At 67.3% G+C, this 13415-nt stretch carries 12 protein-coding genes; 7 read left to right on the top strand and 5 right to left on the bottom strand.

Features of this window, described 5'->3' with window-relative positions; all coding sequences use genetic code 11:
- The first annotated feature begins 40 nt into the window (after nucleotides 1-40).
- The 7 genes from AC5W54_RS14085 to AC5W54_RS14055 all read left to right on the top strand — a co-directional run bounded on the left by AC5W54_RS14085 (nucleotide 41) and on the right by AC5W54_RS14055 (nucleotide 6349).
- Nucleotides 41-433: a SirB2 family protein gene (locus AC5W54_RS14085; protein WP_495962732.1), complete on the top strand. Its 393-nt coding sequence runs from the start codon at nucleotides 41-43 to the stop codon at nucleotides 431-433.
- A gap of 261 nt (nucleotides 434-694) precedes the next feature.
- Nucleotides 695-1015: a carboxymuconolactone decarboxylase family protein gene (locus tag AC5W54_RS14080; RefSeq protein WP_495962713.1), complete on the top strand. Its 321-nt coding sequence runs from the start codon at nucleotides 695-697 to the stop codon at nucleotides 1013-1015.
- 240 nt (nucleotides 1016-1255) lie between these two features.
- A complete protein-coding gene (locus AC5W54_RS14075; RefSeq protein WP_495962712.1) occupies nucleotides 1256-1708 on the top strand; it encodes a c-type cytochrome in 453 nt (150 codons plus the stop codon).
- Between the two features lie 31 nt (nucleotides 1709-1739).
- Nucleotides 1740-3095: a cbb3-type cytochrome c oxidase subunit I gene (locus AC5W54_RS14070; RefSeq protein WP_495962711.1), complete on the top strand. Its 1356-nt coding sequence runs from the start codon at nucleotides 1740-1742 to the stop codon at nucleotides 3093-3095.
- 58 nt (nucleotides 3096-3153) lie between these two features.
- The gene (locus AC5W54_RS14065) at nucleotides 3154-3966 is read left to right on the top strand and encodes a CbbQ/NirQ/NorQ/GpvN family protein (protein WP_495962710.1); all 813 of its coding nucleotides are present in this window, start codon (nucleotides 3154-3156) and stop codon (nucleotides 3964-3966) included.
- A gap of 185 nt (nucleotides 3967-4151) precedes the next feature.
- Complete coding sequence (locus AC5W54_RS14060) at nucleotides 4152-6098, top strand: nitric oxide reductase activation protein NorD (RefSeq protein WP_495962709.1); 1947 nt, start codon at nucleotides 4152-4154, stop codon at nucleotides 6096-6098.
- A gap of 29 nt (nucleotides 6099-6127) precedes the next feature.
- On the top strand, nucleotides 6128-6349 hold the full coding sequence (locus tag AC5W54_RS14055) for a hypothetical protein (RefSeq protein ID WP_495962708.1): 222 nt from the start codon (nucleotides 6128-6130) through the stop codon (nucleotides 6347-6349).
- 13 nt (nucleotides 6350-6362) lie between these two features.
- Here the strand turns inward: AC5W54_RS14055 and iadA are convergent, their stop codons facing one another.
- The 5 genes from iadA to AC5W54_RS14030 all read right to left on the bottom strand — a co-directional run bounded on the left by iadA (nucleotide 6363) and on the right by AC5W54_RS14030 (nucleotide 13381).
- The gene (iadA, locus tag AC5W54_RS14050; protein WP_495962707.1) at nucleotides 6363-7538 is read right to left on the bottom strand and encodes a beta-aspartyl-peptidase; all 1176 of its coding nucleotides are present in this window, start codon (nucleotides 7536-7538) and stop codon (nucleotides 6363-6365) included.
- Nucleotides 7535-10168 carry a cyanophycin synthetase gene (cphA, locus tag AC5W54_RS14045; RefSeq protein WP_495962706.1) on the bottom strand — a complete coding sequence of 878 codons (2634 nt, stop codon included), beginning with the start codon at nucleotides 10166-10168 and terminating at the stop codon, nucleotides 7535-7537. Before cphA ends, iadA begins: the two co-directional genes overlap by 4 nt.
- The gene (locus AC5W54_RS14040; protein WP_495962705.1) at nucleotides 10165-11013 is read right to left on the bottom strand and encodes a cyanophycinase; all 849 of its coding nucleotides are present in this window, start codon (nucleotides 11011-11013) and stop codon (nucleotides 10165-10167) included. The genes cphA and AC5W54_RS14040 overlap by 4 nt, the downstream gene beginning before the upstream one ends.
- Nucleotides 11014-11232: 219 nt before the next feature.
- The gene (locus AC5W54_RS14035) at nucleotides 11233-11673 is read right to left on the bottom strand and encodes a DUF4870 family protein (RefSeq protein WP_495962704.1); all 441 of its coding nucleotides are present in this window, start codon (nucleotides 11671-11673) and stop codon (nucleotides 11233-11235) included.
- 205 nt (nucleotides 11674-11878) lie between these two features.
- Nucleotides 11879-13381, bottom strand: a complete 1503-nt coding sequence (locus AC5W54_RS14030; protein WP_495962703.1) for an MFS transporter — start codon at nucleotides 13379-13381, stop codon at nucleotides 11879-11881.
- Nucleotides 13382-13415: the final 34 nt, after the last annotated feature.

The raw sequence follows: 13415 nt of genomic DNA, 5'->3' as shown, positions 1-13415 counted from the left end.
AGCCCGCAGCCCGCAGCCCGCGGCAAAGGAGAGGAAGTTGCTGGAACACTATGCCCTGATCAAGCATCTGCACATGACGGCGGCCGGGCTCAGCCTGGCGCTGTTCGCGCTGCGCGCCTGGTGGTCGGTGCGCCAGGCGCCGATCCTCCAGCAGCGATGGGTGCGGGTGGTGCCGCACCTGGTCGACACCGCCCTGCTGGGGCTGGGCATCACCCTGATGGTGATGCTCGCCATGTGGCCCCAGCAGCATCCCTGGCTGGCCGCCAAGCTGATCGCCCTGCTGGCCTATATCGGCCTGGGCACCCTGGCCATCAAGCGCGGGCGCTCGCCGGCGGCGCGTGGCCTGGCCGGCCTGGCCGCGGTGGCGGTGTTTCTCTACATGGCCGGGGCGGCGATCCGCCATAGCCCGCTCTCCTGGCTGGCCGGCCTCTAGGAGCCTGTCGGACTTAACGCTGATCTGCTACGAAACCCGGGCTTTCGGCCAATTTCATTCGATCTGATTCGTTAAATAGCGCGCTATTTAACGAATCAGATCGATAAACTTGTCTCGAAATCCGTGTTCCTCGCGACGATCGGTCAAATCCGACAGGCTCCTAGGCCCCCGTGCGTCTCCTATACTGAGGCGGCGAGCCTTCACTCCACCACGGCTTTCATCACGTCTCTCCATAGCCCTACCATGACGAGGAGCCCGACCATGAGCCCACAGGATCTTCCCTCCGGCGCCGGCAAGGTGGCGACCCAGTACCCCGAGGTGTGGGAGGCCTTTTCCCGGCTCGGCAAGGCCTGCTCCGAGAGCGGGCCGCTCGATGCGCGCACCCGTCGCCTGGTCAAGCTGGCACTGGCGGTGGGCGCCGGTTCCGAAGGGGCGGTGCACTCCCATATGCGCCGTGCCCTGCGCGAAGGCGTCGAGCCCGAAGCCCTCAAGCAGGTGGCCATGCTGGCCATCCCCACCATCGGACTCCCCGCCGGGGTGGCCGCCCTGACCTGGATCGAGGACATCACCGACAAGGGGTGAGGGCCTGCCGTCGGCGCATCGTCGCCGGCGGCGCCCTCTGCTGTTGTCCGCCGCTATTTTCTGCGATTGGCAACCCCTGCTGCGACATTCCGTCCATCGCAACTTGACCGGTGTCAAAGTCAAGGAGCCGGGCGAGCTGCTATCCTTTAAGATGTATGTGTTATGCATGTTTAGTGAGGGCAGGCAACCGAGGCGATCCTGTCCCGAGGGAACATCACACCAGCAAGGGGGGAATGATTCATGGCCGAGGGGCTCACTCGATCGGCGGCCCGCAATATCTTCTATGGCGGGTCGCTGTTCTTCTTTCTGCTGTTCGCCGCGCTGACGGCCCACAGCCACTGGTACATGGTCAACACATCCACCGACAGAGAGGGACTCACCGAGTCTGTCAAGCACGGCAAGGAAGTGTGGGAAAAGAACATGTGCATCAACTGCCACAGCATCATGGGCGAGGGCGCCTACTTTGCGCCGGAGCTGGGCAACGTCTGGGAGCGTTACGGTGGCCACGAGAACCCCGAGGCAGCCCGTGCGGGCCTCGCCGCCTGGATCCGTGCCCAACCATTGGGTGCCGAAGGGCGTCGTCAGATGCCGGCCTACGACTTCAGCGAGGAGGAGATGCAGTCGCTGATCGACTTCCTGGAGTGGACCGACGGCATCGACGCCCAGGACTGGCCGCCGCACCCCGCCGGTTGAGCCGTCCGATGAATCAAGGAGAACGACACCGATGAAATACGAAACCCAGAAGGTGGCCCTGCCCTTCTTCATGGTGGCGATGGCGCTCTTCGCGCTGCAGGTCGTCTTCGGGCTGCTGGCCGCCACCGTCTATGTCGCGCCCAACTTCATGGCCGAGGTCATGCCCTTCCACATCATGCGGGTCAGCCATACCAACCTGCTGATCGTCTGGCTGCTGATCGGCTTCATGGGCGCCACCTACTACCTGATGCCGGAAGAGGCCGAGCGCGAGATCCACAGTCCCACTATCGCCTATATCCAGTTGGCGATCTTCGCCTTCGCCGGGGCCGCGGCGCTGGTCGGCTACCAGTTCGGGATCCACGAGGGCCGCGAGTTCCTGGAGCAGCCGTTCTGGGTCAAGGTGCTGATCACCATCTCCTTCCTGATGTTCCTGTTCAACACCAGCATGACCCTGCTCAAGGGCCGCCGGACCGCCATCAACCTGGTGCTGATGCTGGGCCTGTGGCTGGCCGCGGTGTTCTGGCTGTTCGCCTTCTATAACCCCACCAACCTCGCCGTGGACAAGCTCTACTGGTGGTGGGTGGTGCACCTCTGGGTCGAGGGCGTGTGGGAGCTGATCATGGCCTCCCTGCTCGCCTATCTGCTGATCAAGATGACCGGCGTCGACCGCGAGGTGATCGAGAAGTGGCTCTACGTCATCGTCGGCCTGGCGCTGTTCTCCGGCCTGCTGGGCACTGGCCACCACTACTACTGGATCGGCGCGCCGAGCTACTGGCAGCCCATCGGCAGCATCTTCTCCACCCTGGAGGTGATCCCCTTCTTCGCCATGGTGGTGTTCGCCTTCACCATGTTCTGGAAGGGTAGCCGTAACCACCCCAACAAGGCCGCCATGCTGTGGTCCCTGGGGTGCCCGACCATCGCCTTCTTCGGCGCCGGCGTGTGGGGCTTCATGCACACCCTGCACTGGATCAACTACTACAGCCACGGTACCCAGGTCACCGCGGCTCACGGTCACCTGGCCTTCTATGGGGCCTACGTGATGCTGATGCTGGGCATCATCACCTTCGCCATGCCGCAGCTGCGCCGCGTCCAGCCCTACAACCAGGTACTGAACATGTGGGGCTTCTGGATCATGACCTCGGCCATGTGCTTCATGACCTTCACCCTGACCTTCGCCGGTGTCGTCCAGACCCACCTGCAGCGTGTGCTGGGCATGAACTTCATGGAGGTGCAGAGCCAGCTCGGCCTCTTCTACATGATGCGCCTGGGTGCCGGTATCGCCGTGGCCGTGGGGGCGGTGATGCTGATCTACGCCTTCTTCGGGCCGGCCCGTGAGCAGGTGCCGGGTGGCGGCACCCAGCTGACCGCGGGCCCGGAGAGCGCCTGACCATCCGAGGGCCCCGGTCGGGGCCCTCTTTACGTTCACCCTGACGGGAGTGACTCCCATGCCCCTTTCCTCCGTGGCCGCCAACGCCAGCGAGCAAGAGATTCCCTACTACCAGAGCGTCGGCAGCGAGTGCGCCATGTTCGAGCAGGCGTTCCAGCAGCGCCTGCCGCTGCTGCTCAAGGGGCCGACCGGCTGCGGCAAGACCCGCTTCGTCAGCCATATGGCGGCCAAGCTGGGCAAGCCGCTGTTCACCGTTTCCTGCCACGATGACCTGACCGCCGCCGACCTCACCGGACGCTACCTGCTGCAGGGCGGTGAGACCCGCTGGGTCGACGGCCCGCTGACTCGCGCGGTGCGTGAGGGCGGCATCTGCTATCTCGATGAAGTCGTCGAGGCACGCAAGGACGTCACCGTGGTGCTGCACCCGCTGACCGACGACCGCCGCCTGCTGCCACTCGAGCGCACCGGCGAGCTGCTCGAGGCACCGGACGACTTCATGCTGGTGGTCTCCTACAATCCCGGCTACCAGCATATCCTCAAGTCCCTGAAGCCGAGCACCCGCCAGCGCTTCGTGGCGATGTCCTTCGATTTCCCGCCGCCCTGGGTGGAGCGCGACATCGTGGCCCGCGAGAGCGGCCTGCCCGCCGAGCAGTGTGCGGCCCTGGTCAACCTGGCGGCCAGCCTGCGCGCCATGAAGGGCCAGGACCTGGAGGAGGGCGTCTCCACGCGCCTGCTGGTCTACTGCGCGACCCTGATCCAGGCCGGCATGCCGATCCTGGAGGCCGCCCGCGCCACCCTGGTGGAGCCGCTCTCGGACGATGCCGACGTCCAGGAGGGACTGATGGAAGCCATTCACGCCACTTTTGGATAAGCGCACCAAGCCAAGCCGGGGCGCCAGGGGGCAGGTCGCAGCGAAGGTCTTTTGCCAGGGATGGCAAAAGTAGCGCCCAGGGAGGGGTTCACAGCGCCTTCGCGAAGGCCTGCCCTCGGGAAAGCCCCGCTCACCGGCAAGGTGGTGAAATGATCTGTAAAGTCAGCTTTCCCAGGAGGGTATAGATGCTCGATTTCCTCGAGGTCGAGGAGTTCGTCGGCCGCCACTGGCACCGCTGGGCCTCCGGCGCGGCGAGCTATCCGGACCACCCCGAGGCGGCGGTGACGCTGGAGTCGCTGCGCCCGATGCTGGGGGTCTTCTTCCGCGCCGGCGGCGGCGAGGCGGGGGTCGAGGTGGCCGCCATCGCCCGGCGCAGCTCCGCCCACCGGCTGAGCCTGCGCCAGCGCCTGGGCCTCGACGAGGAGGACCTCGACCAGGCCCGCCGCGACGAGGAGCACCTGCTGCTGCCGCCGCGCATCGCGCTGTTTCCCGAGGCCGCGCTCAACCGCGACCTCTACCTCTGGCTCACGGCCTTCCTGGCCGAGGCTCGGCCGGTCGAGCCGGCCGTCGACCCGTTGCAGGCCGACCTGTTGCGGCTGCGCGAGGCGCGGCGTGCCACCCGCGCGGCGCTGGCGCGCTTCCCCGGGCTCACCGAGCGCTATGTGCGCCTGTGCGGTGAACTGCTGGCGATCCGCCCGAGGCGCAAGCGGCTGCCGCCCCGCGAAGCGGCCCTGGAAACCGCCCTGTGCGCGGAGCTGGGCGCCCCCGACCCCGAGGGAGACTGGGCCCTGGCCATGCAGCGCGCTATCCGCGAGTCGGACTTTCCGCTCGAGGCGTTCCGCGCCCCGCGCGGCTATCGCCCACCGCTGCCGGTGCCGCTGTGGGGCCAGGCCGTGGCCCTGGGGACCCGCGACGGGGCTCGCGAGGCCACCGTCGACGACGATGAAGACATGGCGCGTGCCGGCGACTCGCCCGAGGACGACCAGGGCAAGCGCAAGGCCGACCGCCGCGAGCAGGATCAGGCCGACCGCGATGATCCGCTGATGCTCAACAACATGGAGAAGATGCTCTCCTGGGCCGAGATGGTGAACCTCAACCGCCATGTGGACGACGAGGAGGACGAGGAGGCCAGGAAGGCCGCCGACCAGATCGACGAGATCGTGCTCAGCCCCAACCGCCAGAAGGCGGCCTCCCGGCTCAAGCTCGACCTCGACCTGGCCCCGGACGAGGTCGCCGGCGGCCGACTGAAGGGGCGCCATACCTATCCCGAGTGGAACCACCGCAGGCAGGCCTATCTGCCCGACCACTGCCTGGTGCACACCGACCTGCAGAGCGAGGAGGGCGAGGCGTGGGAGCCCGACGAGGCCACCCGGCGTCGTATCCGCCGGGTGCGACGCGAGTTCGAGGCGCTGCGCCCGCGTCGCGAGATCCTGCGCGGCCAGCTGGACGGTAGCGAGCTCGACATGGATGCGGTGATCCGCTCGCGCTGCGACCTTGTCGCCACCGGCGAGGCCAGCGACCGGCTCTACCTGGACAGCCGCACCCAGGCCCGCGATCTGGCGGTGTCGATCCTGGTGGACGTCTCGCTCTCCACCGAGGCCTGGCTGGAGGATCGCCGGGTGCTCGACGTGGCCAAGGAGGCGCTGCTGGTGCTGGGCCACGGCCTGGCGGGTTGCGGCGACGACTACGCCATCCACAGCTTCACCTCCCAGCGTCGCCACAAGGTGTGGGTCAATACCCTCAAGGACTTCGACGAACCCATGGGTGACCGGGTCGCGCGGCGCATCGCCGCGCTCAAGCCGGGCTCCTATACCCGCATGGGGCCGGCGATCCGCCACCTGGCCGGCCGGCTCGCCGAGCGCCCCAACCGGCACCGGCTGCTGCTGCTGTTGACCGACGGCAAGCCCAACGACAACGACTACTACGAGGGACGCTACGGCATCGAGGACACCCGCAAGGCGGTGCTCGAGGCGCGCCGCCAGGAGGTGCGGGTGTTCGGGGTGACCATCGACCGCCAGGCGGGGCGCTACATCCCGCACCTGTTCGGCCGCGGCGGCTATGCCATCGTGCAGCGTCCCGAACACCTCTCCCTGGCGCTGCCGGGGATCTATCGCCAGATCATCGCCACCTGAGCCATTGCCCGTCGAGGAGGTATCCCACCATGTCCCCCCGTTCACGACTCCTGCTGGCCTTGATGGCCTGGTGCCTGGCCGCCGTGGCGGTGGTGCTGCCGCTGGTGTGGCTGATCAACAACCGCGACTGGGGCGTGGCGCTGATGCTGCTGGTGCCCTTCGCGGTCTACGGGCTGCTGCGCCTGGGGCGTGCCCTGGAAGGCTGGGCCCGGGCGACCCTGCCGCCGGGCCATGAGGGCTCTCGAGACTGAGGCATCCACGGTACTACGCCGGGACGTCCCTGGCGTAGATACACCTCCCTGCCACGAAGGTTTGTTGCGGCTGGAGGTCGCCGTCGAGCAGGGTCACGTCGGCGTCATGGCCGACGGCCAGGCGGCCCTTGCGGTCATGCAGCCCCAGCACTCGGGCCACATGGCCCGAGATCAGGCCCAGGGCCTGGTCGAGTGGCAGCACCTCCTCGCGTACCAGGCGCTGCCAGTCCGCGATCAGGGCGGTGTTGCGCGCCACCCGCATGCCGATGTAGTCGCCCTGGGCATCGAACTCGGGCAGGCTGCCGTTGCAGTCGGAGCTCATGGTGATGCGGGTTACCGGCACGCCGCGCGCGAGCAGCCGCGTTACTGCATCGAAGCCGGAGAGGCCCTCCTCCCCGGGGTCGTCGAAGGCGGTCACATCCACGCTGGCGGCGAAGGCCAGCGCATAGTCGGCGGCCTCCTCGAGCAGGGCGCGGTGGCGGTTCACGTGGGTGGGGATCACCTGCTCGGCGGGAATCTCGGTCTCCCCGAGCAGCCGGCGCAGCGGCTCGAGCCCCCGCTGTCCGTCGCCGACATGAAAGTGGCAGATGCCGCGCTTGCCGGCCAGCATGCCACCGACGCGTGCCTCGCTGACCAGCCGCGCGATCTCGTCCTGGCGTGGTTGGCTGGAGCGATGATCCGAGATCGCCAGCTCGCCCAGACCGATGACCTCGGGAATCCAGGCCAGGTCGCGCTGCACGTCGCCGGTGAGGGTCGGTGGCGGCACGCGATACGACCCCGTGTACATATAGGCCGCGATGCCCTCGGCCTTGAGCCCACGCACCTTGGCCAGCAGGTCCGCCGGCGAGCGGCTGATGCCGTCGGTGCCCAGCACCCCCACCACGGTGCCGATACCCATGGCGGCGATCTCCCGGGCGGTGATCGCCGGGCAGCGGGTACCGCAGCCGCCTTCGCCGCCGCCACCGGTCACATGCACGTGCTGGTCGATAAAGGCGGGAACGGCGGTGAGGTCGCGCGCCTCCACCAGGCGCACGGGCCACCCTTCCGGTACGGCGAGGTCGCGCCCCAGGGCCGCGATCCGGCCGTCCGCGATCAGCAGATCGGTGGCCTCGAGGGGCGCCGGTGCGAAGATGCGTCCGACGCGCAGCAGGGTCAGCAGGGGGGCGTCCCGAGCATCGAGGGGCATCATGGCGGCTCGCCGGTGGGGTCAGTCGACGCCGGCGGCGAGAAGCGGCGGCCCTTCAGGCGCTCGATGGTGCCCTCGACATCGTCGATCAGCAACACCAGCAGGTCACCTTCGCCGGCCTCCTCGAAGGCCCGGTCGACGGCCTGGTGCTCCTCCAGGACGATCTCGACCCGGCAGGCCCCCATCGACTCGGCACCGTCGCGCAACAGGCCGGCGGCTTCGCCGATGGCACGGTCGCGGGCGTCGGTCTCGTAGATGAAGACGACATCGTGCATCCGGGCGAGCAGCGTGCCCAGGCTGAACAGGTCCTCGTCGCGGCGATTGCCGGGCGCGCTGGCCACACTGAGGCGTCGTCGCGCCGGGATACAGCCCACCAGCTCGCTGAGGGCTTCGAGCGCCGGCACGTTGTGCCCGTAGTCGATCAGCACCTTCATGCCGTTGGCGTCAATGAGGTTGGTGCGGCCGGGATTCTGTCCGGGGGTGGGATGGAAGGTCCGCAGGCCCATCTGGATATCGGCGATGGAGAGCCCCAGGGCATAGGCCGCGGCGCTGGCGGCCAGGGCATTGGCGACATTGAAGCGGGCGTGCCCCTCGAAGGTGATCGGCACGTCCACCACCGGGATCACCTCGGCCTCGACATGGCCCTGACGCATCACGATACGCCCATCGTGGACCGTGAAGGCCACCCCGTGATCGCGAACATGTCGGCGGATGGGGCGGGACTCCGGGTCCAGGGTGAAGAAGATGATATCGCCCCGGGCCCACTCCTGGCCGGCCAGCACCCGTGGGTCATCGGCATTGAGCACGGCCGTACCGCCACGGCGCACGGCGTCGATCACCACGGTCTTGCAGCGCGCCAGCTCGTCGAGGGTGTGGATGTCATGCTCACCCAGGTGGTCGCTGGCGATATTGAGCAGCACACCCACGTCGCACTCGTCGAACCCGAGGCCGCGGCGCATGATGCCGCCGCGGGCCACTTCGAGCACGGCGTATTCGACCGTGGGTTCGCGCAGCACGATGGCCGCTGCCTGGGGGCCACTGTAGTCGCCGCGCATGATGACATGGTTGTCGATCTCGATGGCGCCGGTACAGGCCATGCCGACGTTGCGTCCCGCCTGGCGCAGCAGATGCGAGAGCAGGCGCACCGTGGTCGTCTTGCCGTTGGTCCCGGTCACCGCAGTGATGGGAATGCGGGCGTCGGTCTCGCTGTCCGGGAACAGCATGTCGATCACATGCTGGCCGACATCGCGGCCGTTGCCGTGGGTGGGCGACAGGTGCATGCGAAAACCGGGCCCGGCATTGACCTCGACCACCGCGGCGGACTGTTCCTCCAGTGGCCGGGTCAGGGTCTCGGCCAGCAGGTCGATGCCGATGATGTCGAGCCCGATCAGGCGCGCGATTCGCTCCGCCGCGTAGCGTACCTCCGGATGGACGTCGTCGGTCACGTCCGTGGCCGTGCCCCCGGTGCTCAAATTCGCCGTGGACTTCAGATAGACGATCTCGTTCTTCGGAATCACGCTGCGCAGGGTCAGGTTCTGCTGGTCGATCAGCCGCTGCGACTGCTCGTCCAGCTGTATCTGCGTGAGCAGGTTCTCGTGCCCGACGCCGCGACGCGGGTCCTGGTTTTCCCTGTCGACCAGGGCCTGCAGCGTGGCGACCCCATCGCCGATCACATGGGCCGGTCGCCGCCTGGCGGCGGCTACCAGCTTGCTGCCGATGACCAGCAGACGATGGTCCTCGCCCTCGATGTATTGCTCGACGATCACCGAGGGGTTGCGGTGGGAGGCGATGCCGAAGGCCTCGCGCAGGGCCTGGCCATCATCGATGTTGGTGCTCACGCCGCGGCCGTGGTTGCCGATCAGCGGTTTCACCACGACGGGATAGCCGATGTCGCGCGCGGCGTCGAGGGCTTCATCGACGGAGGCGCAGACCCGGCCGTGGGGAACCGGAATGCCGGCATCGCCGAGTACCTGCTTCGTCCAGGCCTTGTCGTCGGCGATGCCGTAGCCGATCAGATCCGTATGGCCGGTCACCGTGGCCTGGATCCGCTGCTGGCGGTGGCCTTGACCCAACTGGATGTAGCTGTTCTCGTCACTCAAGCGGAGGTGGGGAATGCCACGCCGCTCGGCGGCCGCCACGATCGAGGCCGTGGAGGGGCCCAGCATGTGCGCGTCGCGGACTGTCTTGAGGCGGGCGATGATCGCCGGCATGTCGATATCGTCTCCCTGGAACAGCCGGGTGACCAGCTCGACGGCCTCGACCCCGGCCGCCAGGCCGCAGGCTTCGTCCCGGTAGCGGTAGACGACGTTGTAGATCCCGGGCTCGTAGCTGTCGATGGTCTTGCCGTAGCCGACCGAGAAGCCGATCAGGTTCTGGAGCTCGATCGCCACATGCTCGACGACGTGACCGGCCCAGGTGCCTCGCTCCAGACGCTCCACGAAGCCGCCGGGTCGGCCGACCGAGCAACGGTGCTCCTGCAGGGTGGGCAGTAACCCGAGGAGGCGTTCGACGATGCCGGGGACGGTATCGCTGGGCCGTTCCTCGAGTTCGCCGATGTCCAGGCGCATGAAGATGGCCAGGTAGCGGCTGTAGTAGTTCGGGCCCCGCAGGGCCCGGTGCTCGAGGATAGTCATCGGAGATCTGCCAGCGTGGTGACGAGCGCGTCGGCGACGAGATAGCGACGCGCCTCGATATCGAAGCCGTGACCGCTGACCAGCGCATGCAGAATCAGGTGCTCGATGGCCACCGCCTCCCCCATCGACAGGTCGGCAATGTTCGAGTTCGCCAGGTCGCGGCTGTCGATGAGGATGACATGGCCCGGGCCGATGGCTTCGAGAACCCGGTTCGCATGAATGATCACCGCGGCATCCTCGCCCAGCCCCACCCCCAGGTACTCCGGGTTGGTCGCCCCGACCTCCATCAGGCGCGTGAACCGTCCGCGCTCGAGAAAGTGGCTGTCGATGATCAAGCCTTCGACGAGTCCGAGGCCGAAGGTCATGTTGACGGCGCCCTTGCGCAGGGCATCGGCGGCAGCGCCGTTGTAGATCATGGTGCCTGGCATGGCCGCCGCGCCGGCACTGGTCCCGGCCACTACCGCGCCCTCCTTCAAGCGGTTGCGGATGGCCTTCAGGGTCGCCGAGCCGCCCATCACGTTGGTCAGGCGGAGCTGGTCACCGCCGGTGAAGAAGATGACGCCGCTCTGCTCGATCAGGCGCACGGTGTCGGCCTCGGCCGCCTGGCGGCGGTCGCGGATGTCCAGGGAATGGACGCGGCTGGCACCCAGGCGAGAGAAGGCCGCTTCGTAGTCGGGCAGCACCTCGTTGGGGATGCTGCTTGCCGTGGCGATGACGGCGACCTCGCCATAGCCCTCGGGTGCCAGGGCAAAGACCTGTCTCAGGATCTCGAGATCGGAGGTCCTGTCCTCGGCTCCTCCGATGGCCACGATGCGGCCAGGTGCCACGGGGTGTTGGGAAGCCATAACCTGTTCGTCGCCCAGCGACGCTTTTGAGCAGACGCAGACGCCATGTCCGCGTGAGTCACTTGCCGAATGGCATGATGATTGCTGCCTACGCTTTCACTTATAACAGGCATCCCGGCGCGGGGCACGTTCTCGCTGCCTCTTGCGCAACGATAAGGGGCGAATCGACGGGGAGCGCCGAGAGCGGCCCCCAGCCGGGGTTGGGCAATTCGCGTTCGCTTATCTGTCCGCCAGGGTCACCCGGGCGCCGCCGAAGGCCAGGCTACGCGGGTTGGTCACCGGCTGGTTGGACGTCAGGCGGCTGATGCCCACGCCACAGCGTGCCACCATCCAGATCAGGCAGGCAGTGAAGTAGACATAGCCCAGCGCCCAGGGCGCCACGGCCGGAGCTCCCACCAGCCCCAGCAGCTGCCAGGTGACGACGAACAGACCGCCGCCCAGCAGGCCCAGCCAGAAGGTGCGGATCTGGAATTGCAGGTGGCTCTGTACCCAGGGCTCGGCATGGCGGCGCTTGAGATGGGCGACCAGCACGCCGATAGGCGCGGTAACTACCGCCAGCACGCTGCCCAGGAAGAGCATGTAGACGACGATGGCCGCGCCGCGGCCGCGGTCGGCCTTGCTGCCCAGGGCAGGGGCGGGAGGGGGAAGGGTGGCGGACATGATGGTGACCTCGCATCCGGCGCTCGGCCGATCTCCGTCGGAGGTGGCGGCCTATTGATGTATTCAAGATGCTACTATAGCGCGATATGCAGCGAATTTTCCTGGCCTGGATCAAGTCTCGGCGAGCTCGCTGTGGTCGGAGTGTGGAGGGAAGCAAAGGCCGGTGGCCGGCGGTGAGCCGGCCATCGCCCTTCGGGTCGGACAATCAGGCGTTGCCGGCCTGCACCTTGAGCGCCTCCTGCTCCTCGATCATGCGGTCCACCGAGGAGATGTGGTACTCCTCGTCGAAGGCGCCCTCGGGCTCCTTCAGCCAGACCAGACAGATCAGCCAGCTGAGGAAGGCGCCGGAGGCGATGATGTAGAAGAACTGGGTCGGGGTGACGAAGGTGAAGAGGGTCAGGTAGACCACTGCCCCGACGTTGCCGTAGGCGCCGGCCATGCCGGAGATCTGGCCGGTGATGCGGCGCTTGATCGAGGGAATGATGCCGAAGGTCGCCCCCTCCGCCCCCTGCACGAAGAAGGAAGTGAAGATGGTGATGGCGATGGCGATCACCAGCGGCCAGCTCGAGTTGAGCATGCCCATCAGCACGAAGCCGATGCCGATGCCGAACATGTAGCTGAGCATCACGAAGCGGCGGTTGCCCATGCGGTCGGAGACCAGGCCGCCCATGGGGCGTGCCACCAGGTTGACGAAGGCGAACGAGGCGGCGATCAGGCCGGCGGTGGCGGCGTTCAGCCCCCAGGTCTCCTCGAAGAACATCGGCAGCATCGAGACCACCGCCAGCTCGGCTCCGAAGTTGGCGAAGTAGGTGCTGTTGAGGGCAGCGACGCTGCTGAACGGGTACCGGTCGTCCTCCGGCACGCCCTTCTTCAGGATCGGCACGTTGACCCGCAGGATCTGCACGACCTGGTAGATCACGATGGCGGCGATCACCAGGTAGCAGATCAGCGCCCCGGTGGTGGAGAGGTAGCCCATGTCCTCGATGCGCCACACCAGGATGCCCAGGCAGCCGACCAGCGGGATGGTCCAGAGGATCAGCTTGATCATGTCGCCCCAGGTACTGACCTCCATGGCGGCGGCCTTGCGCGGCTTGCGGTGTGCGCGGGCGTCGGGGCCGTCGGTGATGGCGAACCAGTAGTAGACGCCGTAGGCGGCCATCACGATGGCGCTCTGGGCGATGGCCCAGCGCCAGCCGTCCTCGCCGCCGTACATGGTCAGGGCGATGGTCGGCAGCGACATGGCGGCGGCGGCGGAGCCGAAGTTGCCCCAGCCAGCATAGAAGCCCTCGGCGAAGCCGATGTCCTTGGGCTTGAACCACAGCGCGGTCATGTGAATGCCGACCACGAAGCTGGCGCCGATGGAGCTCAGTACCAGGCGCGACACCAGTAGCTGGGTCATGGTGTTGCCGAAGGCGAACACCAGTGCCGGGACCGACATGGTCACCATCAGCACCGCGAACACCCGGCGCGGGCCGAAGCGGTCGAGCGCCATGCCGACGATGATGCGCGCGGGAATGGTCAGCGCCACGTTGGTGATGGCGAACAGGCGGATGTCGTCGCGGGTCAGCCAGTCGACGCTCTTGAGCATGCTCGACGCCAGCGGCGCCATGTTGAACCAGACGTAGAAGGTGATGAAGAAGGCGATCCAGGTCAGGTGCAGGGCCCGGATCTCCGGGCTGCGTACCTTGAAGACGGATGAGACTTTCATGGTCGTGTAATCCTTGGTTCCCGAGCGAGGTGTC

Source organism: Halomonas sp. LMYGS-3 (assembly GCF_059509875.1).
The sequence above is the reverse complement of the archived record's forward strand: the minus strand, read 5'-3'. Positions and strand labels throughout refer to the sequence as shown.

What these genes read in the sequence shown, in the direction of transcription:
- AC5W54_RS14080 (WP_495962713.1), top strand. Translation starts at nt 695, where the DNA reads ATGAGCCCACAGGATCTTCCCTCCGGCGCCGGCAAGGTGGCGACCCAG.
- AC5W54_RS14075 (WP_495962712.1), top strand. Translation starts at nt 1,256, where the DNA reads ATGGCCGAGGGGCTCACTCGATCGGCGGCCCGCAATATCTTCTATGGC.
- AC5W54_RS14070 (WP_495962711.1), top strand. Translation starts at nt 1,740, where the DNA reads ATGAAATACGAAACCCAGAAGGTGGCCCTGCCCTTCTTCATGGTGGCG.
- AC5W54_RS14065 (WP_495962710.1), top strand. Translation starts at nt 3,154, where the DNA reads ATGCCCCTTTCCTCCGTGGCCGCCAACGCCAGCGAGCAAGAGATTCCC.
- AC5W54_RS14060 (WP_495962709.1), top strand. Translation starts at nt 4,152, where the DNA reads ATGCTCGATTTCCTCGAGGTCGAGGAGTTCGTCGGCCGCCACTGGCAC.
- AC5W54_RS14055 (WP_495962708.1), top strand. Translation starts at nt 6,128, where the DNA reads ATGTCCCCCCGTTCACGACTCCTGCTGGCCTTGATGGCCTGGTGCCTG.
- iadA (WP_495962707.1), bottom strand. Translation starts at nt 7,538, where the DNA reads ATGATGCCCCTCGATGCTCGGGACGCCCCCCTGCTGACCCTGCTGCGC.
- cphA (WP_495962706.1), bottom strand. Translation starts at nt 10,168, where the DNA reads ATGACTATCCTCGAGCACCGGGCCCTGCGGGGCCCGAACTACTACAGC.
- AC5W54_RS14040 (WP_495962705.1), bottom strand. Translation starts at nt 11,013, where the DNA reads ATGGCTTCCCAACACCCCGTGGCACCTGGCCGCATCGTGGCCATCGGA.
- AC5W54_RS14035 (WP_495962704.1), bottom strand. Translation starts at nt 11,673, where the DNA reads ATGTCCGCCACCCTTCCCCCTCCCGCCCCTGCCCTGGGCAGCAAGGCC.
- AC5W54_RS14030 (WP_495962703.1), bottom strand. Translation starts at nt 13,381, where the DNA reads ATGAAAGTCTCATCCGTCTTCAAGGTACGCAGCCCGGAGATCCGGGCC.